Source organism: Microbacterium sp. NPDC089320 (assembly GCF_040684875.1).
In the GTDB taxonomy this organism is placed as follows: domain Bacteria; phylum Actinomycetota; class Actinomycetes; order Actinomycetales; family Microbacteriaceae; genus Microbacterium.
In genome coordinates this window covers 536,973-556,774 of sequence record NZ_JBFBGY010000001.1, presented here as the reverse complement: position 1 = coordinate 556,774, position 19,802 = coordinate 536,973, and the positions used below count along the sequence as shown (strand labels likewise).

At 69.7% G+C, this 19,802-nt stretch carries 18 protein-coding genes; 7 read left to right on the top strand and 11 right to left on the bottom strand.

Annotated features, from left to right (window positions below):
- The first annotated feature begins 25 nt into the window (after positions 1 to 25).
- Positions 26 to 1,240 carry a cation:proton antiporter gene (locus tag AB0N61_RS02775; protein WP_363361521.1) on the top strand — a complete coding sequence of 405 codons (1,215 nt, stop codon included), beginning with the start codon at positions 26 to 28 and terminating at the stop codon, positions 1,238 to 1,240.
- A complete protein-coding gene (locus tag AB0N61_RS02770) occupies positions 1,237 to 1,695 on the top strand; it encodes a glutaminase (protein ID WP_167948695.1) in 459 nt (152 codons plus the stop codon). Before AB0N61_RS02775 ends, AB0N61_RS02770 begins: the two co-directional genes overlap by 4 nt.
- On the opposite strand, the gene AB0N61_RS02765 is transcribed toward AB0N61_RS02770, so the two are convergent.
- The 8 genes from AB0N61_RS02765 to AB0N61_RS02730 form a co-directional block, all read right to left on the bottom strand.
- The gene (locus AB0N61_RS02765; protein ID WP_363361519.1) at positions 1,692 to 2,414 is read right to left on the bottom strand and encodes a GMP synthase; all 723 of its coding nucleotides are present in this window, start codon (positions 2,412 to 2,414) and stop codon (positions 1,692 to 1,694) included. The genes AB0N61_RS02770 and AB0N61_RS02765 overlap by 4 nt on opposite strands.
- A gap of 74 nt (positions 2,415 to 2,488) precedes the next feature.
- Positions 2,489 to 3,229, bottom strand: a complete 741-nt coding sequence (locus tag AB0N61_RS02760) for a LysR substrate-binding domain-containing protein (protein WP_363361517.1) — start codon at positions 3,227 to 3,229, stop codon at positions 2,489 to 2,491.
- A gap of 53 nt (positions 3,230 to 3,282) precedes the next feature.
- On the bottom strand, positions 3,283 to 3,690 hold the full coding sequence (locus tag AB0N61_RS02755) for a DapH/DapD/GlmU-related protein (protein ID WP_042540126.1): 408 nt from the start codon (positions 3,688 to 3,690) through the stop codon (positions 3,283 to 3,285).
- Between the two features lie 81 nt (positions 3,691 to 3,771).
- Positions 3,772 to 4,545, bottom strand: coding sequence for a DNA-formamidopyrimidine glycosylase family protein (locus tag AB0N61_RS02750; protein WP_363361515.1), 774 nt, complete (start codon positions 4,543 to 4,545; stop codon positions 3,772 to 3,774).
- Positions 4,545 to 5,360, bottom strand: coding sequence for an EI24 domain-containing protein (locus AB0N61_RS02745; RefSeq protein WP_363361513.1), 816 nt, complete (start codon positions 5,358 to 5,360; stop codon positions 4,545 to 4,547). The genes AB0N61_RS02750 and AB0N61_RS02745 overlap by 1 nt, the downstream gene beginning before the upstream one ends.
- 34 nt (positions 5,361 to 5,394) lie before the next feature.
- On the bottom strand, positions 5,395 to 9,987 hold the full coding sequence (locus tag AB0N61_RS02740; RefSeq protein ID WP_363361511.1) for an ATP-dependent helicase: 4,593 nt from the start codon (positions 9,985 to 9,987) through the stop codon (positions 5,395 to 5,397).
- A gap of 127 nt (positions 9,988 to 10,114) precedes the next feature.
- A complete protein-coding gene (locus tag AB0N61_RS02735; protein ID WP_363361508.1) occupies positions 10,115 to 11,719 on the bottom strand; it encodes an ABC-F family ATP-binding cassette domain-containing protein in 1,605 nt (534 codons plus the stop codon).
- A 257-nt stretch (positions 11,720 to 11,976) separates the two neighbouring features.
- Positions 11,977 to 12,633, bottom strand: coding sequence for an alpha/beta fold hydrolase (locus AB0N61_RS02730; RefSeq protein WP_363361507.1), 657 nt, complete (start codon positions 12,631 to 12,633; stop codon positions 11,977 to 11,979).
- 113 nt (positions 12,634 to 12,746) lie between these two features.
- Between AB0N61_RS02730 and AB0N61_RS02725 the strand changes: the two genes are divergently transcribed.
- On the top strand, positions 12,747 to 13,346 hold the full coding sequence (locus tag AB0N61_RS02725) for an NUDIX hydrolase family protein (protein WP_167948701.1): 600 nt from the start codon (positions 12,747 to 12,749) through the stop codon (positions 13,344 to 13,346).
- 9 nt (positions 13,347 to 13,355) lie between these two features.
- Here AB0N61_RS02725 and AB0N61_RS02720 read toward each other — a convergent pair whose 3' ends face one another.
- Positions 13,356 to 14,423 carry a low specificity L-threonine aldolase gene (locus AB0N61_RS02720; RefSeq protein ID WP_167948702.1) on the bottom strand — a complete coding sequence of 356 codons (1,068 nt, stop codon included), beginning with the start codon at positions 14,421 to 14,423 and terminating at the stop codon, positions 13,356 to 13,358.
- A 91-nt stretch (positions 14,424 to 14,514) separates the two neighbouring features.
- On the opposite strand from AB0N61_RS02720, the gene AB0N61_RS02715 reads away from it, so the two are divergent.
- Positions 14,515 to 15,942 carry an MFS transporter gene (locus AB0N61_RS02715; protein WP_363361504.1) on the top strand — a complete coding sequence of 476 codons (1,428 nt, stop codon included), beginning with the start codon at positions 14,515 to 14,517 and terminating at the stop codon, positions 15,940 to 15,942.
- A gap of 18 nt (positions 15,943 to 15,960) precedes the next feature.
- On the opposite strand, the gene AB0N61_RS02710 is transcribed toward AB0N61_RS02715, so the two are convergent.
- Both AB0N61_RS02710 and AB0N61_RS02705 read right to left on the bottom strand, forming a co-directional pair.
- The gene (locus tag AB0N61_RS02710) at positions 15,961 to 16,602 is read right to left on the bottom strand and encodes an SDR family NAD(P)-dependent oxidoreductase (protein WP_363361503.1); all 642 of its coding nucleotides are present in this window, start codon (positions 16,600 to 16,602) and stop codon (positions 15,961 to 15,963) included.
- Between the two features lie 105 nt (positions 16,603 to 16,707).
- Entirely contained in the window at positions 16,708 to 18,147 is a 1,440-nt protein-coding gene (locus AB0N61_RS02705; RefSeq protein ID WP_363361502.1) for a DUF6421 family protein, read from the bottom strand.
- Positions 18,148 to 18,219: 72 nt separating this feature from the next.
- Here AB0N61_RS02705 and AB0N61_RS02700 point away from each other — a divergent pair, with 72 nt between their 5' ends.
- From AB0N61_RS02700 to AB0N61_RS02690, 3 genes are all read left to right on the top strand, one after another.
- Positions 18,220 to 18,702, top strand: a complete 483-nt coding sequence (locus tag AB0N61_RS02700; RefSeq protein WP_363361501.1) for an Lrp/AsnC family transcriptional regulator — start codon at positions 18,220 to 18,222, stop codon at positions 18,700 to 18,702.
- Positions 18,703 to 18,791: 89 nt separating this feature from the next.
- On the top strand, positions 18,792 to 19,082 hold the full coding sequence (locus tag AB0N61_RS02695; protein ID WP_363361500.1) for a DUF4287 domain-containing protein: 291 nt from the start codon (positions 18,792 to 18,794) through the stop codon (positions 19,080 to 19,082).
- Positions 19,083 to 19,115: 33 nt separating this feature from the next.
- The gene (locus AB0N61_RS02690; RefSeq protein WP_363362039.1) at positions 19,116 to 19,763 is read left to right on the top strand and encodes a dihydrofolate reductase family protein; all 648 of its coding nucleotides are present in this window, start codon (positions 19,116 to 19,118) and stop codon (positions 19,761 to 19,763) included.
- The last annotated feature ends 39 nt before the right edge of the window (positions 19,764 to 19,802 follow it).

Here is a 19,802-nt window from a genome sequence, read left to right as displayed (position 1 = left end):
CGCGAGGGGTCGCTACTCTGGGAGCGTGGACGCGGGCGATCTCGGGCTGGTTCTGATCCCGCTGCTCGCCGTGGCAGCGCCGCTGCTCGCGCGCGGCATCCGGCCCCTCATCCGCGTGCCGATCATCGTCTTCGAGCTCGTCCTCGGGATTCTCGCAGGACCAGCGGTGCTCGGCTGGGTCGAGCCGACGCCCATCCTCGAGAAGCTCAGCGACTTCGGCCTCGCGATGCTCTTCTTCATCGCCGGATCCGAGATCGACTTCCGTTCGGTCGCCGGCCGGCCCCTCGTCCGCGCTTCGATCGGATGGGCCATCAGCGTGGTGCTCGGGATCGGGATCGGCTTCTTCCTCGCGCCGGGCGAGGGGATGGTCGTGATCGCGATCGCCCTCAGCTCCACCGCTCTCGGCACCCTGATGCCGATCCTTCGGGATGCGAAGGAATCCGACACCCCGTTCGGGCGAGCGGTCACCGTGATCGGAGCCGTCGGGGAGTTCCTGCCGCTGATCGCGATCTCGCTCTTCCTCAGCACGCGCACCACCCCGCTGGCCACCGCCGTGCTGCTCGCCTTCGTCGTGCTCGCGGGTCTCGCGGTGCTCATGGCGCGGAGGATGCCGCACGGGCGACTGCACTCGTTCGTGCGCGCGACTCTGCACACCTCCGACCAGTTCGGCGTGCGGTTCGTGCTGCTGCTGATCGCATCGCTGGTCGGCCTCAGCGTCATGCTCGATCTCGACATGCTGCTGGGCGCATTCGTCGCGGGGGCCATCTGGCGCATCATCATGGCGCGCGCTCCCGAGAAGGACGCCGCGGCTGTGGAGACCAAACTCGAGGCCATCGCCTTCGGGTTCCTCGTGCCGATCTTCTTCCTCTACACGGGCGTGAACTTCGACCTGCAGGCGCTCACCGGATCCTCGTCGGCGATGCTGATGCTGCCGCTGTTCCTCGTCGCCCTGCTGGTGCTGCGCGGAACGACCGCCCAGCTGTCGGCGCCGTCCGGTGCGCGCGCCAAGGACCGTGCGGCGATCGGGCTGCTCGCCGCCACCGGTCTGCCCATCATCGTCGCCGTGACGGCGATCGGTGTGGATCAGAAGATGATCGACACCGGCACGGCGGCCGCGCTCGTCGGGGCGGGGATGCTGTCGGTGCTGCTGTTCCCGCTGATCGGGATGACGCTCCGCGGCGATGCGGCGCGACTGGTCGAACCGACACTCGTGCGCGAGACGCCTCAGGGGGAACTGTGACGACGGCATCCGCGCTGATCGCCGAGGCCGTGCACGCGCTCGCCGGCCTGCCCAAGGAAGGACTCGGCGAAGAGCGCGAGTCGCGGTGGCGCGGGCACCGCATCGTCAAGGTGGGCGAGGCGTGGCATCTCGGCGTGCTGCTGCTCACCGAGACGCACACCCTCGCGACGGCCGAGGTGCTTCGGGCTGCGGATCCCGGACGCCGCGGCTACACCGCGGAGTCCGCACGCGAGCGCGCAGCCCGTCGTGCCCTGGCGCTGCGGGGCGGATTCGACGAGGGCGACGTCGTGCACATCGGATGGTCGGAGATCGACCTCGCCGCGGTGGACGCCGGCGGAGCGTCAGGGCCTCTGGCGATGATCGAGACGGTGCCCTCCGTGCGCTGGAGCACCGCGGGCGGATGGATGCCGCTCGAGGCATACCTTCGCGAACGAGTCGAGCTGTCGCGCGGTTAGGCTGCGGCGAACGTCTGAGCGAAACGACGCAGCAGCGCCGCGCCCTCGGTCACCGATGCAGCGAGCACCTGACCCTGCACGAGGTCGAACTCATCGGGGTCGAAGTACCCGGTCGTGCGATAGAACGTCATCCGGTCGGCGAAATCCCGCGGGGTCGGCTCCGGATGGAACTGCGCCGTGTAGAGGTGCGAGCCCACCCGGTAGGCCTGCACGGGACAGGTGTCGTTGGTGGCGAGCAGCACCGCACCCTCCGGCAGCGCCGCCGCGCTCTCCTTGTGGGCGGTGAAGACCGTGAGTGCCGGGGCACTCGGACCGAAGACCGGGTCCGCAGCGCCGGCCGCGGTGGTCTCGATGACCGTCGCGCTCGCCGACTCGGGGGTGTCCGAGGTGACCTGGCCGCCGAGCATCCGCGTCACAACTCCGATGCTGAAGCAGGTGAAGAAGGCGGCGATCTGCGACTCCATCGCGAGCCGGGCGATGTGCTCGAGATCGGCTTCGACCCTGAGCTGCACGGCGGATTTCTCGAGGTCGCTCACGTTGAAGGGCGAGCCGCCGACGACGACACCGCTGTATCGCGAGAGGCGAGCAGGGTCGAGGCGCTCGGTGAGGAGATCGAGGCGGTCGACGACGTCGACGCCGAGCGCCCGTCGGAACGAGGCGTGCTCGGCATCCGCCGCCCCGAGTTCGGGGCGCACACAGACGTAGAGAAGCGAGACCACCCCGAGAGTCTAACGACGACGGGCCACGGTCGACGTCGCCAGCGCTCGCGCTCGGGTCAGCCGTCGCTCTCGCGTCATCGGGAGGAGTTGGAGGTGCGACCGCGCACGATGCCGATGAACGTCTCGACATCGGGGGTCGTGTGGTCGCGGCGCCAGGCCAGGGCGACGGTCGACGACGGACCGTCGATCAGAGGCCGGTGGTCGACATCCTTGCGGTGGTGCAGCCGTGCGAGCGACATCGGGACGATCACGATCCCGGTGCCGGTCGCAGCGGTGGTGATCGCGTCGGCGACGGACAGTGGTGCGAAAGCGGGCGTGCGAGCACCCGGGATGTCGATCGGACCGAGCGGACCGTCGGCCGGGACCATCACGATCTCGCCCGACAGGTCGTCGACGGTCAGCTCATCGGCCGCGAGCAGGTGCGACTCGATCGAGGCGACCACCACCGGCACCTCGTCGTAGAGGGTGATGACGTGCAGGCCCTCGTCAGGCAGCGGCAGACGCACCAGCGCCGCGTCGAGGTCGTCGATCGCCTCGCGCTGCGCGGCGACGGTGATCGTGATCAGCTCGACGGGGACATGCGGCATCCGCTGCTTCCACGCGTCGATCCACTTGCCCGGAGTGGCGCCGGGCACGACCCCGAGTCGGAACGTGCGAGGCTGCTCGGGTTCGGCGTCCGGCGCATCGAACACAACCTTGGCGGTCTTCTTCGGCGGCTTGGGCGGCGGGAACCGCTGAGCCGGTGCGGCCTTGTTGCGCCGCACGGGCGAGCCCTTGCCGGCGCGTCCCGCCGGCCGTCGTCCCTGAGTCGCCATGTGGTCCAGGGTACCCGGAGCGTGCCGCGAGACGACAGGAGCCGTGGCCGTGGTCAGGCCGCGAGCCACAGCCCCTTCGGGTCGGTGGCGACCGTCAGTCCGGCGGCGACCGTCTCGTCGTCGCCGATGCGTGCTCCGCGCACGATGCGCGCTCCCGCTCCGACCTCCGTGCGGACGCCGATGTGCGCGCCGTCTCCGACCGCGGCACCCTGGCCGATGTGTGCGTGCGCGTCGACGTGCGCACCCTCGCCGATCACGGCATCCGGTTCGATCCACGCGCCGCGCGCGATGGTCGCCCCCGCGCCGATACGGGCGCCCGGTTCGATGTAAGCGCCTGCTTCGACGTGCGCCTTCGGATGGACTTTCGCGCCGTGCGCGACGAGACCACGACCGTTGGCGTGCTTGCGGTACCGCAGCGTGGCGCCCTGGTCGTTCTCGATGTCGACGTAGTTCTTTCCCACGATTCCTCCCGTGTTCCGGAGTTCTCCGGATATATCAACAACCACGGGGATGCCCGATTCATTCCCGAGCATGGATGCGGGTCATCGCTGACACACGGGGCACCAGAATGTGATCCTCTCGCGGGTCGGATCCGCGCCCTGCTCGCCCCGTCGGATGACGGTTCCGCAGCGGCGGCATGGGCGTCCGGCACGTCCGTACACCCAGGTTCCCTGACCGGGGCGGTCGACCCCGGTGAAGGTGCGATGGCGACGATCGCGGTTCGCGCGAATCGTTCGCACACCGAGGTCGAGCAGCGCGGGCATGTCGACCTCGGGTGCCGGGGTCGTCGGCAGGATTCCGCGCAGGAACAGGAGTTCCGCCGCGTATTCATTGCCGAACCCTGCGACGTTGCGCTGATCGAGGAGGGCGACGTGGATGCTGCGGGTGTCGGCGCTCACCCGCCTCGCCGCCTCGACGGGATCCCAGTCCGGACCGAGCGGATCGGGGCCGAGATACCCCACGAGCTCGTCTTCGTCGCGGGTCGGCACCACCTCGATCTCGGCCAGGTCGATGCCCACGGCTTCGCGCTGCGCCGTGCCGACGATCGCGCGCACCTTGAACGCCGGATGCCGCCACTTCTCGCCCGCTCGATAGACGAGCCACGCTCCGTCCATGCGCAGATGGGAATGCAGCGTGCTGTCGCCGATGCGCAGCAGCAGGTGCTTGCCCCGCGGGATCGATGCGACGATCGGCTGGCCCGTCAGGTCGAGCGTCGCGAAGCGCGGGACCCGAAGGTCGAAGCGCGCCACCTCGCCGCCGACCAGCGCCTCCTCGAGACGTCTGGCGGTGCGGAAGACGGTATCGCCCTCGGGCATCAGGCGTTCCCCGGTCCGGGTGGCGGCAGAGGAGGCGCCGCGGGGCTGTGCTGTGGTGAGTGCTGTGGTGAGTGCTGTGGCAGCGGGGAACGCTCGAGCATGGTGCGCGCGAGGGTCGTCGCGCCCGCGACGGCGGCGGGCATGACCGCGACCGCCCCGCCGGGAATCAGGAAGCACAGCTGCGTGGCGACGCCGAAGCCGAGCACACGGGCACGACTGCCCCGGAACAGCAGGGCGCGGTCGGCGGGGGTGAGGTCGCGGGCATCGAACGCCCGCCCGGTGAGTTCGCGCGCCAGCATCCGTCCCGACAGCACGACGCCGCCGACCGCCCCGAGGAAGCCTCCGACGAGAGGGATGAGGCCGAGCAGCAGAACCACGATCGCGATCAGGATGCCGAGGACCACCAGGCGCAGTCCCTCACCCACCGCCATCCAGAATCCGCCGCCGTCGGAGGGCGGTGCATCACCGAGATCGGCCTCGACCGCACGCCAGATGCGCTGATAGAACGGGTCGCCGATCGTCAGGGCGAGGGCGCTGAACACGGCGCTCGCGAGGGCGAGCGCTGCGGCGAAGATCACGATGCCGACCGCGGCGCGCAACGCGGTGCGCCACGCCGGGATCCATCCGTCGGCGAAGGGGGTGAGACCGTCGGAGATCGGCCCGAGCGACAGAGCCAGCGGCACGAGTCCCGCGAGCAGCACCAGCGCCGCGATGAGGCCGGGGACGAGACCCAGGGCCATGAGCCCTGGTCGGCGTCGCCAGGTGCCGAAGCCGCGCAGCAGGGTGCGGACACCGTCGATGAACTCCGCGATCATGCGTCCAGCCTAGAAGTCGCAGTCGTCACGTCGGTCAGATCGCCTTGCGCAGCGTGTAGCCGCGGGGGGTGGCGACGAACCCGGACTCCTGCAGAGCGAGAGCGAGCTCGGTGCCGTACACGCCCTCGCCGTTGACCTTCTCGACCGTGAGGGTGTCGAGGCGTCGCTCTCGGGCGGTCGTCGCCAGGTCGGTCGCTGCGGCGCGCAGCGCCTCGGCATCGTCGGTGAAGCACAGCACCGTGCGCCCACCGCGTTCGAGGTAGAGCACGAGCGAGCCGTCGACGATCACGACCAGGCCGCCGGCCTTGCGCCCCGGTCGATGCGAGACGTCGTCGCGCTTGGGCCACCCGAGAGCTGCGCCATAGGGGTTGGCCGGGTCGGTCGCGGCGAGCGTGACGGCCTTCCGCGGGGGCGGGTCGGCGAGTCCGGCGAACGTGCGGAGGCGGTCGACGGTGGCGGATGCCGCGAACTGCGCCGCACCGAGCCTCTCGATCACGTAGCCGCGGCGGCAGTGCCCAGCCTCTTCGAAACCGGCGAGCACGCGGTACGTCTGAGCGAATCCGCCCGGCACGCCCTCGGCCTGCACCGCGCCGCGGGTGACGACGCCGTAGCGGTCGAGCAGCAGCCCGGCGGTGACGGTCGCGCGACGCGCGGCATCCGTGTCGATGGAGGGGAGCAGCGACCAGCGCCCGCCGATCGACGTGGGGCGGGGAGCGGTGCGCGCCAGCGACATGCCGCGGTAGGTGCGCGTGCGCGGTGCGCGTCGCGTGACCCGGTGAGCCTGAGAGCCTCCGGCCAGCAGCGACCGGATCGGGGCGAACGTGTCGTTGGTGACCCGGCCGGCCCAGGTCAGCGCCCACAGCGCCTCGAGCACGGACTGCTCGTTGTCGGCGCCGGTCATCTCCTTCAGCTGGCTGGCGAAGTACGCGCCGCCCGCGTCGAGGGCGGTGAGCACCCGCGCCTCGAGGGAGTCGGCGGCGATCTCGTCGTCGGGTTCGGGCAGGGTGAAGGGCGCGAGGTCTGCGGGATGCAGCGAGACCCAGCCGTCGCGGCCCGGGAGCGTGCCATGACCCGACCAGATCACCTCGCCCGCGGCCGTCAGCTCGTCGAGCAGGGCGGGGGAGTAGTCGCGCACCCGCGATGGCAGCACGAGCGACTCCCAGGCGCTGGCGGGAACCGGCACACCGGCGAACTGCTCGATCACGGCGAGCACGCCGTCGACCCCCTCGAGCGGACGGCCGAGGTGCTGCCAGTCGGGCAGGAATCGCGCATACGCCTCGGGCGACACGGGCTCGACGCTGCCCCTGATCGCGGCGAGCGACCGCATCCGCAGGCGGCGCAGCACCTCGGTGTCGCACCATTCGGTCTCGTTTCCGGTGCCCGACGCTTCGGGCAGGAAGTAGCCGCTGGTCAGCCGGCCGGAGTGCTCGAGCCTCTGCAGCGTGTGCCTCGCGACGGCGGCGCCGAGACCGAAGCGCGTGGCGACGGCATCCGTCGTGAAGGGCCCGTGCGTGCGGGCGTAACGTGCGACGAGGTCGCCGAGGGGATCGGCGAGCGGTTCGAGGAACGCGACGGGGATGCCCGTGGGCAGCGCCGCACCGAGCGCGTCGCGCAGTCGACCTGCGTCTTCGATCGCCGCCACCCGCGTGGTGCCGGCCACCGTGACGGTGATCGCACGACGGGCGGCGATCAGAGCGTCGAGGTGGTCGGATGCCGAACCGGTCTCGGGATCGAGCCGTGCGTCGATCTCGGCGGCGTCCATCGGACCGAGCATCCGCAGCAGGTCGGCGACGCCCTCGAGGCCTCGCGCTCGTCGCTCGGGGTCGAGTCGCTGGGCCTCTCTCTCGAACTGGGCGATGACCTCGGGGTCGAGCAGCTCCCGCAGCTCGACCGTGCCCAGAAGCTCGCCGAGCAGCGCGGGGTCGACCGAGAGCGCTGCCGCCCGCCGCTCGGCGAGCGGGGAGTCGCCCTCGTACATGAACGCGCCCACGTAGCCGAACAGCAGGTCGCGCGCGAACGGCGAGGGCTGAGACGGCTGGGTCTCGACGAGTCGGATGCGTCGATCGGCGATCGACACGGCCAGCCTGCGGAGCGAGGGGAGATCGTATACGTCCTGCAGCACCTCGCGGAGAGTCTCGAGGATCACGGGGAAGGTCGGGTGCCTTCGCGCCACCTCGAGCAGCTGCGCCGACCGCTGGCGCTGCTGCCACAGCGGGGTGCGCTTGTTCGGATTCATGCGCGGCATCAGCAGCGCGCGGGCGGCGCACTCGCGGAAGCGCGACGCGAACAGTGCCGAGCCTCCGACCTCCTGCGTGACGAGCTGCTCGAGCTCATCCGGGTCGAACACGAAGAGCTCGGCCCCGGGCGGCTCGGCCTCGGCATCCGGAATGCGCACGATGATGCCGTCGTCGCTCGCGACCGCCGAGCCCTCCACTCCGAGTCGTTCCCGGATGCGCGCGTTGATCGCCAACGCCCAGGGTGCGTGCACCTTCATGCCGTACGGGGAATGGAGGATGACCCGCCAGTCGCCGACCTCGTCGCGCCCGCGCTCGACCGTCAGCGTGCGATCGGTCGGCAGCGTTCCGGTGGCCTCGCGCTGCTCGGTCAGGTGCGCCATGAGGTTCATCCGCGCCTGCTCGTCGAGCCCGGCCTCGATGAGCCGCTGCGCCGCCTTCTCGGGAGTCGCCCCCGACACTTCACGGGAGAACTTCCCGAGCGCCTCGCCGAGCTCGAACGGCCGTCCGATTCCGTCGCCGTGCCAGAACGGCACCTTGCCTGGCTGACCGTAGGCCGGGATGACGTTGACCCGGTCGTGCGTGATCTCGGCGATGCGCCAACTCGTCGTGCCGAGCGTGAAGACGTCGCCCACGCGCGACTCGTAGACCATCTCTTCATCGAGTTCGCCGACGCGGGCTCCCGTCGCCTCGCCGGCGACGAAGACGCCGAAGAGCCCGCGGTCGGGGATCGTGCCGCCGCTGGTGACGGCGATGCGCTGCGCGCCCGGGCGCCCCGTCAGCGTGCCGGCGTCTCTGTCCCACACCAGGCGAGGGCGGAGCTCGGCGAACTCGTCGGAGGGGAAGCGTCCGGCGAGCAGGTCGAGCGTCGCCTCGTAGGCCGAGCGGGGGAGCGACTGGAACGGAGCCGAACGGCGGACGGTCTCGAACCACTCCTCGACGCTGATCTCCCCGAGCGCGCTGGCGGCGACCGTCTGCTGGGCGAGGATGTCGAGCGGATTGCGCGGCACCTGGATCGCCTCGATCTTGCCCGCCAGCATCCGCTCGGTGACGATCGCGGTGTGCAGCACGTCGCCCCGGTGCTTGGGGAAGAGCGCGGCGCGGCTGATCTCGCCGACCTGGTGACCTGCCCGCCCGACGCGCTGCAGACCGGAGGCCGCCGACGGCGGTGCCTCGACCTGGATCACCAGGTCGACCGCACCCATGTCGATGCCGAGCTCGAGACTGCTGGTCGCGACCACGCAGCGCAGCACGCCGGACTTCAGCTCCTCCTCCACCTGCGCGCGCTGCTCTTTGGAGACCGAGCCGTGGTGCGCTTTGGCGAGCACCGGGTCGGCCCCGGCTGTGGCGCCGGCCTGGGCCATCATCGCCGCCGGAACGGAGGACTCCGGCAGCGCGACGCCGATGCGCTCGGAGTAGATCTCGTTCAGTCGGCCGGTGAGGCGCTCGGCCAGGCGGCGCGAGTTCGAGAACACGATGGTCGACTTGTTCTGCAGAATGCGATCGACGATCGCCTCCTCGACGTGCGGCCACACGGAGCCGGTGACCTCGGTGTAGTCCGCATCGGCCACGTCAGCGGCATCCTTCGGCGCGCCGGGCGGGGGTGGCGGGTTGGTCATGTCGTCCATCGGCACCACGACGCCCAGCTCGAACGTCTTGGACGCCGGCGGGGCGACGATCTCGACCGGTGCGGCGCCCCCGAGGAACCGCGCGACCTCGTCGATCGGACGGACGGTGGCCGACAGGCCGATGCGCTGCGCGGGTTCGTCGTGGCCGTGGATCCGACGCAGGGCGTCGAGACGCTCGAGGCTCACCGCGAGGTGGGCGCCGCGCTTGGTCGCGGCGACAGCGTGCACCTCGTCGATGATGACCGTGTGCACGTCGCGCAGGGTCTCGCCGGCGCGACTCGTGAGCATCAGATACAGAGACTCGGGAGTCGTGATGAGGATGTCGGGCGGATCGGACACCAGCTTGCGGCGATCGCTCGAGGTCGTGTCGCCCGAGCGGACGCCGACCGTCACGGAGGGGGCCTCGACGCCGAGCCGCCTCGCCGACTGGCCGATGCCGATGAGAGGCGAGCGCAGGTTGCGTTCGACGTCGACGCCGAGCGCCTTCAGCGGCGAGATGTAGAGGATGCGCGTGCGCGAGGCGTCTGCGGATTTCGTGCGCGTCGTGGAGGGTGCCGGCTGCTCGCTGCGCTCCCGGAACACGCTGTCGATCGCCCAGAGGAACGCCGACAGCGTCTTGCCCGACCCTGTCGGCGCGACGACGAGCGCGTGCTTGCCGGCCGAGATCGCATTCCACGCACCGGCCTGAGCGGGCGTGGGTTCGGGAAACGCACCCCGGAACCAATCTTGTGTGGCAGGGGTGAAACGGTCGAGCACGTCGCTCATCCCTCCATCATCGCCTGTGCCACCGACATCGGCTCCGCCATTGTCCCGGTGCGAGGCCATGCGGTAGGCATGGCCTCGCACACCGGGGACCACGGGAGCGCGGTCAGCGGAGCCGACGCGACGGAGATCACCTCGCCGTCAGCGACCCGTCGGCCCCGATCTCGAGCGTGAGCCCCAGGTCGAGACGAGCGAGGAACGCGTCGTCATGGCTGACGACGAGCACCGCGCCGCGGTAGGCACGCAGCGCGTCGACCAGCTGATCGACCGTGTCGATGTCGAGGTTGTTCGTCGGCTCATCCAGCACCACCAGGTGCGGAGCGGGGTCGGTGAGCAGCAGCGTCGCCAGAGCCACGCGAAAGCGCTCGCCGCCTGACAGCGCGCCGACCGGCCGCTCGGCGGTGGCCCCTCGGATGAGGAACCTCGCGAGTCGGTTGCGCAGCTCCTTCTCGGGCACCTGCGGCGCGGCATCCGCGATGTTCTCGAACACCGACCGGCCGTCGTCGAGCCCGTCGACCCGCTGCGGCAGGTATCCGATGCGGTCGGTGTGAGGCGTCGCGACGAGCCGCGCTCCGGAGTCAGGGCCGGCGTCTGTCACCAGCCGTTCGAGCAGCGTGGTCTTCCCTGCGCCGTTGCGCCCGATCAGCGCGACCCGGTCGGGGCCCTGGATGATCCACGTTCTCTCGCCGTCGCCGATCGTCGCGATGCGACGACTGCGCGACACCTGCGGATCCGGCAGCTCGATCTTCATCGATGCATCAGACCTCAGACGCCGTCCGGCCTCGTCGAGGGCTGCTCGGGCGGCATCTTCCTTCGCGCCCACCTCGGTGCGCAGCCGGCCCGCCGAGACCTCGGCCGCCATCTTGCGGCCGTGGGCGATGATCTTCGGCACCCGCTTCTCGATCTCGGCCTTCTTCGCCGTGCGAGCGCGATGGGCGAGCTTGACCTCGGCATCGATTCGCTGGCGCTTCTCCTTCCGGAACTCCTGCTTCGCCGTGACCTCGGCCTGCCTCGCCGCCTCCTGTTCGGCGTCCAACCAGGCGCGCCATTCCGAATACGGTCCGCCGAACACGCTCAGCGTCTGGGCGTAGAGCTCGGCGGTGTCGTCCATGAGCTCGAGCAGTGACAGGTCGTGACTGACCACGATGAGCGTGCCCTTCCACGACCTGACCATGGCCGCGAGTCTCGCGCGGGCGTCGCGGTCGAGGTTGTTGGTCGGCTCGTCGAGCAGGGTGATGGGCGCGCGTCGCAGGCGGATGCCGGCGATCGCGACGAGCACGGCCTCGCCTCCCGACAGCTCCCCGACCCTGCGATCGAGGAACTCCGGAGCGAGCCCGGCGTCTGCCAGGGACATCTCCGCGCGCGCTTCGATGTCCCAGTCGTCGCCGACCGCGTCGAAGTGCGCCTGATCGACATCGCCCGCGCCGATCGCACGCACCGCATCGAGCGCGGGGGCGACGCCGAGGAGCTCGGCGACCCGACGGTCGACGTCGAGCGTGAGCTGCTGGGGCAGGTAGGCGACCTCGCCCGTGGTGGTGAGGTGTCCGGCCGTCGGGACCAGTTCTCCCGCCATCAGCCGCAGCAGCGTGGATTTTCCGGCACCGTTGCGACCGACGAGGCCGGTGCGACCGGATCCGAACGATCCGGAGACCGAGTCGAGTGCTGACGTGCCGTCGGGCCAGGTGAAGGTGAGTCGGTCGAGGGTGACCGATGAGTGAAGAGTGGGGACGGACATGGTGTCTCCTGTCGAGTGCGAGGGTGCACTGACACCGGTCGCCCGAGGACCCGTCTGAGCGGGTCGCTGTCGATGGACAGCGGGCGGTGGTCTGCCGTGGAGTCGGCGATCGTCGGGTCAGCGCGCGGAAAGATGAGCGCGGAGGCGACGGATCAGATCAAAGGACTTCCAGACACGGCGGACAGGACTCCACGACGATACCCGGGCGTGTCGCTCGCGCGCAACCCCGGGCGTGTCGCGGAGGCGTGTGGGGCGCGTCACGCCTCGGTCGAGCGCTCCAGCCACTTCGTGAGGAATGTGTGCACGTCTCGGAGTTCCTCTTCCGAGATGCTGTGCGTGAGCCCGGTGTAGACGCGTCCGGACAGCTCGGAGTGCGCCGGAAGCCACTCGGCGGTATGCGCGATGAGCGCCTCGGGGATCACCTGGTCGTTGGTGCCTCTGCCCCAGAAGACCTGCGGGCGGGACTCCACCAGCGCTTCGTCTGCGGGCAGATCGCCGGGCGCGGCGTAACCGCTCAGGGCCACCACGGTGTCGACGCTGTGCGGAGCGAGGCGCAGGGCCTGGAGCGCGACGGCGGCGCCTTGCGAGAACCCGAGGAGTGCCACGGTCGGCGCATCGGCTCGGGCATCGTCGAGCCAGCGCAGGAAGGCCTCTGCGGCGACGGTGACGGATGCGGAGCTGCGGCCGTCGAGACCCTCGATGGCGTACCAGGAGCGCCCGGGCATCGGCCACGGCGGAGCGAGCGGCGCGGCGACGGAGGCGACCGCGATGCCGTCGGGGAGATAGGGGACGAGCCCGAACAGGTCATGCTCGTCGGCGCCGTAGCCGTGCAGCAGCACCAGCAGCGGCATTCCCGCGCGATCGTCCGCGGACCAGCGCGTGAGAAGCCCGTCGATCATCAGTTCTTCGCTCACGGTCCCATCCTGCCAGCGCCCTCCGACATGCGCGGCCGATGATCGTCGGATCGTATGCCGGACGTGGCCTCGAGTCGGTGTCAGGGCGAGGGCGCTGCTGGTAGAAAGGAGACATGGCCGTCCGCACACCTGATCCCGACCCCGAGCCCGACGACGGCATCGAGGGCTTCGGCGCCGCACAGCCCTCACGCGACTCCAACCCCGGGTGGTTGAGCGACTTCGAGTTGGCGGAGGCGCGGCGCCACCTGCCGATGCTCTATGTCGAGGCGATCCCGGTGAGGACCGACGGCTCAGGGCAGGTGACCGAGATCGGCATCCTGCTGCGCTCGACGCCGATGGGCGAGATGACCCGCACCATCGTCTCGGGTCGCGTGCGGTTCGGCGAGACGATCCGCGATGCGCTGTTCCGGCACGTCGAGAACGATCTGGGCCCGATGGCGTTCCCGCTGCTGCCGCCCCAGCCGCTGCCCTTCACGGTCGCCGAGTACTTCCCGATCCCGGGTGTCAGCGCCTACCACGACGACCGTCAGCACGCCGTGTCGCTCGCATACGTGGTGCCGGTCACCGGCACGTGCGAGCCGCGCCAGGATGCCCTCGAGGTCACGTGGTTCTCGCCCGAGGCCGCGGCGTCCGACGCGGTCGCCGCCGAGATGGAGGGGGGACGCGGCACCCTCATCCGGCTGGCGCTCGCGAACCTCGGCCTGCTGCGCTAGTCGATCCGCTCAGCGCGTCGTGAGACGCGCGAGCTCGGCGACGAACTCGTCGACGTCCGACTCCTCGGTGTCGAAGCCGCACATCCACCGGACCTCGTTGCGCGCGGCATCCCAGTCGTAGAAGCGGAACTTCTCGCGCAGCCGGTCGGCGACGCCGTCGGGCAGCTGTGCGAAGACGCCGTTCGCCTGGGTCGGCTGCGTGAACGTGACGCCGGCGATCTCTCCGGCGGAGATGCCCGTCTCGATCTCGCCGCGCAGGCGCTGTGCCATGGCGTTCGCGTGCCGGGCGTTGCGCAGCCACAGGTCGCCCTCGAGCAGGGCGATCAGCTGCGCCGAGACGAAGCGCATCTTCGACGACAGCTGCATGTTGAACTTGCGCGAGTACTGCAGTCCGTTCGACGCCTCGGGGTTCAGCACCACGATGGCCTCGCCGAGCATGGCGCCGTTCTTCGTGCCGCCGAAGCTGAGCACGTCGACGCCGGCGTCGCGGGTGAACGCACGCAGCGGCAGGTCGAGCGCGGCGGCCGCGTTCGAGATGCGGGCGCCGTCGAGGTGCAGGGTCATTCCTCGTTCGTGCGCGTGGTCGGCGAGCGCACGGATCTCGTCGACGGAGTACAGAGTGCCGAGCTCGGTCGACTGGGTGATCGAGACCACGAGGGGCTGCGCGCGGTGCTCGTCGCCCCAGCCCCAGGCCTCGCGGTCGACCAGCTCGGGGGTGAGCTTGCCGTCGTCGGTCGGCACGGCGAGGATCTTGAACCCGCCGATCTTCTCGGGCGCTCCGCCCTCGTCGACGTTGATGTGCGCAGAGGATGCCGCGACCACGGCGCCCCAGCGGGGGAGCATCGACTGCAGACCGGTGACGTTCGCTCCGGTGCCGTTGAACACGGGGAACGCCTGGACGCCCTCGCCGAAGTGCGTGCGGAACACCTCTTGCAGACGTGCGGTGTAGGCGTCCTCGCCGTACGCGACCTGGTGGCCGCCGTTCGCCGCGGCGATGGCCGTCAGGACCTCGGGGTGGACACCGGAATAGTTGTCGCTGGCGAAGCCACGGACCGCGGGATCATGCTGAATAGTCACCGCACAAGCCTATTGCCGGATGTCGGCGGCGGATGCCGTGGCCGATCGACCGGCCTTCCGAATGTCCGTGCCCCCGCCTACCCTCGAACTCATGGAGCGCACCGCTGCGAAGACCGCCTTCGCGAACGTCCTCGTCAACACGCTCATCGCGAACGTGACGACGAGTTTCCTGTGGTTCGCGCTGACCTTCTGGGTCTACATCGAGACGCAGTCCGTGCTCGCGACCGGCGTCATCGGCGGCGCGTACATGCTGTTCATCGCCTTCTTCGCGATGATCTTCGGCACGATCGTCGATCGCAACCGCAAGCACACGGTCATGCTGCTCTCGAGCGTCATCTCCGCGGTGGCGTTCCTGATAGCCGGCGTCCTCTACGTCTGGCAGCCCGAGGCCGAGCTGCTCGACCTCGGCGGGCCGTGGTTCTGGCTCTTCTCGGCGATCATCCTGTTCGGCGGGGTGATCGAGCAGCTGCGCAACATCGCGCTCTCGACGACCGTCACGCTGCTCGTGCCCGAAGACCGGCGGGCCAACGCCAACGGCCTGGTCGGCACGGTGCAGGGACTCGCGTTCCTCGTGACGAGCGTCTTCTCCGGTCTGTCGATCGGCTTCCTGGGCATGGGATGGACGCTCGCGATCGCGATCGGGGCGATGGTGCTCACCTTCGTGCACCTGCTCTTCATCCGCATCCCCGAGGGTGCACCGCAGCCCGACCCCGATGCCAAGAGCGCCCTCGACTTCCGCGGCAGCGTGACGGCGATCCGGCTGGCCCCGGGACTGTTCGCGCTGATCATCTTCTCGACGTTCAACAACCTCATCGGCGGCGTGTACATGGCGTTGATGGATCCCTACGGCCTGACTCTCTTCGATGCGCAGATGTGGGGGTTCGCCCTGGCGTTCGCGTCGACCGGGTTCCTCATCGGCGGCGGGCTCGTGGCGAAGTTCGGTCTCGGACCGAAACCCATGCGCACCCTGCTGCTGGTCGTGATCGCGATGGGAGTCCTGGGGTCCGTCTTCATGCTGCGCGAATGGTGGCCGCTCTACGTCATCGGCATGTGGATCTACATGGCCCTCGTGCCGCCCGTCGAGGCGGCCGAGCAGACGATCATCCAGAAGGTGGTCCGGTACGACCGGCAGGGACGTGTCTTCGGCGTCGCCGCGGCGATGGAAGCGGCGGCCGCTCCGATCACGGCGTTCCTGATCGCTCCGATCGCGGAGTTCCTGATCATCCCGTACATGAAGACGCCCGAGGGACAGCAGCAGTGGGAGTGGCTGCTGGGCGAGGGCGACGCTCGCGGCATCGCCCTGATCTGCCTGTTCGCGGGCATCATCATGGTGATCGCCGCGACGCTGGCGTTCTTCACGAAGTCGTATCGCAAGCTCACAGAGCTCTACGCGAACGCACCCGAGCAGAATCCTGGCGAAGGCGAAGGCGAAGGCGAACGCTCTGCGGCGGAGTCGACCGTCGAGGCTCCGCCGCCGCTCCGAGGAACGCCCCCCGAAGTGCCCGAGGCGCGTCGCTGACCCGACGCGCTGTGCGGATCAGTCGAGCGCGACGACCTGGTCGTTGAGAGCGGCGGCCTCGGCGTCCCACAGGGCGAGCACTCGCGGGACGAGCGAGTCCGGGTCCAGGGCCTTGGCCCGGAAGACGACGGATGCCGCGCGCAGCGGCTCCTCGGCATCCCGTGCCGCCTTCGCGAACCCCTGCGCCACTGCGCGTGCCCAGGCCTCGCTCGCCGCCTTCACCGCCGCGTAATTCGCCCCTCCGGCCAGCGGACGACCCACTGCAGTCGACGAGACGATCGCGAAACGGCCTGCGTCCGATGCCCGCAGGGCGGAGTCGAACGCACGACTGGTCGCGCGCACGGCCCGGAATGCCGGCAGGAGGGCGTCCAGGTCGTCGTCGGTCTGTCCGGCGAGTCCGCCGCCGCCGCGCCAGCCACCGACCAGGGGAATCACGGCATCGACCGCGTCGAGGCGTGATGCGAGGTCTGCCATGGACTCGAGCGACGTCGCATCCGCCACCTCGACGTGCGCGCCGACTGCGCGCAGCGAGTCCAGTCGCTCCGCCGATCGGCCGGTCGCGATCACCCGGGCACCCGCGTCCACGAGTGCACGCGCGAGGGTGAGGCCCGAGGGGCTCGTGGCTCCGGCCAGGACGATTCTGCGATTTGTGACGCTCATGTGCTCAACTCTCGTGAAGAAACAGTTCTGCGGCCACCCCGCGCAGGGATGGCCGCAGACGCTGCGTCCGATCGCCCCCGCGAACGGACCCCAGAAATGCGCGAGTCAGTCGTCGGTGCCTCGGATGCCGACGGTCGACTCGATGACCGTCCTCATCTTCTTCTCGAGGGTCTCGAAGAACATCGACAGGGGGAATTCGTCGTCCATCACGGCATCCGTGTACCCCTTCGGGGCGCCGGCGAGGATCTCGTCCGACAGGCCGCGGGCCCACTGCGATGCCGGGTGCGGCGTGAGCGTTCCGCGCACGAGCTCGTACGCGGCGAGCCAGTGAGCCACCTTCGGGCGGTCGATGGAGTGCCAGTACAGGTCGTCGATCGCGTCGCCCAGAGCCACGACCGCATCCGGCACGTTCTCCCAGTCGAATGCGAGAGCGGTGTCGGTCCAGTGCAGCACGCCACGCTGGTGCAGCCAGGCGAACAGCAGCTGTCCGCCGACCGCGTCGTAGTTGCGCGTGCGGGTGCCCGTGATCGCGAAGCGGAAGATCCGGTCGAAGATGACGGCGTACTGCACCAGGTGCGCGTACTCGTGCAGCTCCTTCTCGGTCTCGGAGAGCTGCTCGCCGGCGTCGACGCGGGCGTCGAACGCGCGCTCGATCTTCACGGACTCGCGGAACGCCGTCATGTCGCAGCGCATCTCCTCCAGCGAGTAGAGGAAGAACGGCATCCGCTGCTTGATCATGAACGGGTCGAACGGCAGGTCGCCGCGCATGTGCGTGCGGTCGTGGATGATGTCCCACATCACGAACGTCTTCTCGGCCATCTCCTGGTCGTCCAGGAGGGCGGCGGCGCGTTCCGGGAGCGCGAGATTCGTGATCTCGGCGGCGGCGCGGGTGACCCGGCGGTAGCGGGCGGCCTCGCGGTCCTGGAAGATCGCGCCCCACGTGAACGAGGGGATCTCGCGCATCGCGACGGTCTCGGGAAAGAGCACGGCCGAGTTGGTGTCGTAACCCGGCGTGAAGTCGACGAGGCGCAGCGAGACGAAGAGCTTGTTGCCGTAGTCGCCGGCCTCGAGCGCGGCGATGAACTCGGGCCAGATCGTCTCGACGATCAGGGCCTCGACGAGCCGCTCGCTCGATCCGTTCTGCGTGTACATCGGGAAGACGACCAGGTGCCGGATGCCGTCGACGCGGTGCTGCTGCGGCTGGAAGGCCATGAGCGAGTCGAGGAAGTCGGGGACTCCGAAGCCCTCGGCGACCCACCGGTCGAAGTCGACGACGGAGGCGGCGAGGTACTCGGCGTCGTGCGGGAAGGCGGGAGCGAGGGCGCGGATGCCGGAGGTGATCGCGGCGACGAGGTCGCGCGCGGCGGCGTGGTGCGCGGCATCCGGGATCGAGCCGTCCTTGACCTGCATCTCGCGGATCGCGATGGCGGCGTCCTTGAGCTGCGCCCATGCTGCGCTCTGCTCGGCGGTCGATGCGTCCTCGACGACCTCGGGTTCGCCGACGATGGCGTCTACAGCGGTGCTGTGAGCGGAAATGATGGACATCGGGACCTCCGATCGGAGAGTTTGGCGGAAAGATTCCGGCATATACGGAATCCTGACGATAATCTTACATCCATGGATGATTCTGTCGACCGCGCGATCCTGGCCGAGGTGTCCCGAGACGGCAGGGCGACGCTCTCCCAGCTGTCGGACGCCGTGGGCCTCTCCGTCTCGGCCGTGCAGTCCCGTCTGCGTCGTCTCGAGACGCGGGGGATCATCACCGGATACCGCGCGATCCTCGACCCCGAGCTGGTCGGCACCCCGCTCTCCGCGTTCATCGAGATCACCCCGCTCGACCCGGCGCAGCCCGACAACGCGCCCGAGCTTCTCGAGCACCTCGACGCGATCGAGGCGTGCCATTCGATCGCCGGTGACGCCAGCTACATGCTCTTCGTCCGGGTCGCCTCGCCGCGCGCGCTGGAAGAGCTCGTGCGCGACATCAGACTCGCCGCGAACGTGAGCACTCGCACCACGGTCGTGCTGCAGACCTACTACGAGCACCGGCCGATCATCACGGCCGACGCCGACGCCGACGCCGACGCCGACGCCGCGGAGTAGCGATCCTGCCGCAGGGGGTGCGCGATGTCGGTGGCATCGGCCATCATGATCGTGCGGTTCCTCTTCAACGCTGATCTCCAGGAGCACCCATGTCCTTCCAGGCATACCTCGACAAGGTCGAGACCCAGACCGGCCTCACCCCGCGCCAGTTCGTCGAGCTCGCGAAAGAGCAGGGTTTCGACGAGACCACGAAGTCGACCGTGGTGCTCAACTGGCTCAAAGAGGAGTACAGCCTCGGTCACGGCCATGCCCAGGCCATGGTGCACGTGATCCTCAAGGGGCCGAAGATCAGCGACAAGCACGTCGGCAAGGGTGGCGCGCACGGTGACGCCTCAGACACGCTCTGGCTCGACGGCAAAGACACCAATCCGAACGCCTGACCCGCATCCCCAGTCACCTGCAGAAGAGAGAGCATCATGGCAGTCCGGGTCGACCTCAACGTCTCCCTCGACGGATTCGCGACCACCACCGACCAGACACCCGAGAATCCGTTCGGCGAGGACTGGTCGCGGCTGGTCGCCGCCTACACCGCGACGTGGACGTTCCGCAGCCGCGTGCTCGGCGACACGTCCGGCGCCGGCACGACCGGCGTCGACGAGAGATACGCCCAGGAGTATTTCGAGGGCGTCGGCGCCGAGATCATGGGCGCGGGGATGTTCGGGCTGCACCAGAATCCTGACGACCCCGAGTGGCGCGGATGGTGGGGCGACGAGCCGCCGTTCGAGGTGCCGGTGTTCGTGCTGACGCACTCCCAGCGCGAGCCGATCGAGTTCGCCAACGGAACGGTCTTCCACTTCGTCGACACGACCCCGGAGGACGCACTCGCCCGGGCGACCGCGGCGGCCGGTGACCGGGATGTGCGCGTCGGCGGTGGCATCGACGTCGTGCGGCAGTTCGTGCGCACGGGCCTGGTCGATCGGCTGCATCTCGCCGTCAATCCGCTCGTGATCGGCAGCGGGGAGCGCATCTGGGATGGACTGCGCGGCATCGAGAACGACTACGAACTGCGGTCCGAGGTGGCCGAGAGCGGCGTCATCCATCTGAACTTCCGCCGCTCCTGACGCCCGGCCCGGGGGCGTCCATCGGCGCCCCCAGTAGGA

Coding starts and splice junctions, on each gene's coding strand:
- AB0N61_RS02695 (WP_363361500.1), top strand. CDS start 18,792: ATGTCCTTCCAGGCATACCTCGACAAGGTCGAGACCCAGACCGGCCTC.
- AB0N61_RS02740 (WP_363361511.1), bottom strand. CDS start 9,987: ATGAGCGACGTGCTCGACCGTTTCACCCCTGCCACACAAGATTGGTTC.
- AB0N61_RS02760 (WP_363361517.1), bottom strand. CDS start 3,229: ATGGCGACTCAGGGACGACGGCCGGCGGGACGCGCCGGCAAGGGCTCG.
- AB0N61_RS02745 (WP_363361513.1), bottom strand. CDS start 5,360: ATGATCGCGGAGTTCATCGACGGTGTCCGCACCCTGCTGCGCGGCTTC.
- AB0N61_RS02725 (WP_167948701.1), top strand. CDS start 12,747: ATGGCCGTCCGCACACCTGATCCCGACCCCGAGCCCGACGACGGCATC.
- AB0N61_RS02710 (WP_363361503.1), bottom strand. CDS start 16,602: ATGAGCGTCACAAATCGCAGAATCGTCCTGGCCGGAGCCACGAGCCCC.
- AB0N61_RS02735 (WP_363361508.1), bottom strand. CDS start 11,719: ATGTCCGTCCCCACTCTTCACTCATCGGTCACCCTCGACCGACTCACC.
- AB0N61_RS02715 (WP_363361504.1), top strand. CDS start 14,515: ATGGAGCGCACCGCTGCGAAGACCGCCTTCGCGAACGTCCTCGTCAAC.
- AB0N61_RS02705 (WP_363361502.1), bottom strand. CDS start 18,147: ATGTCCATCATTTCCGCTCACAGCACCGCTGTAGACGCCATCGTCGGC.
- AB0N61_RS02750 (WP_363361515.1), bottom strand. CDS start 4,545: ATGCCCGAGGGCGATACCGTCTTCCGCACCGCCAGACGTCTCGAGGAG.
- AB0N61_RS02700 (WP_363361501.1), top strand. CDS start 18,220: ATGGATGATTCTGTCGACCGCGCGATCCTGGCCGAGGTGTCCCGAGAC.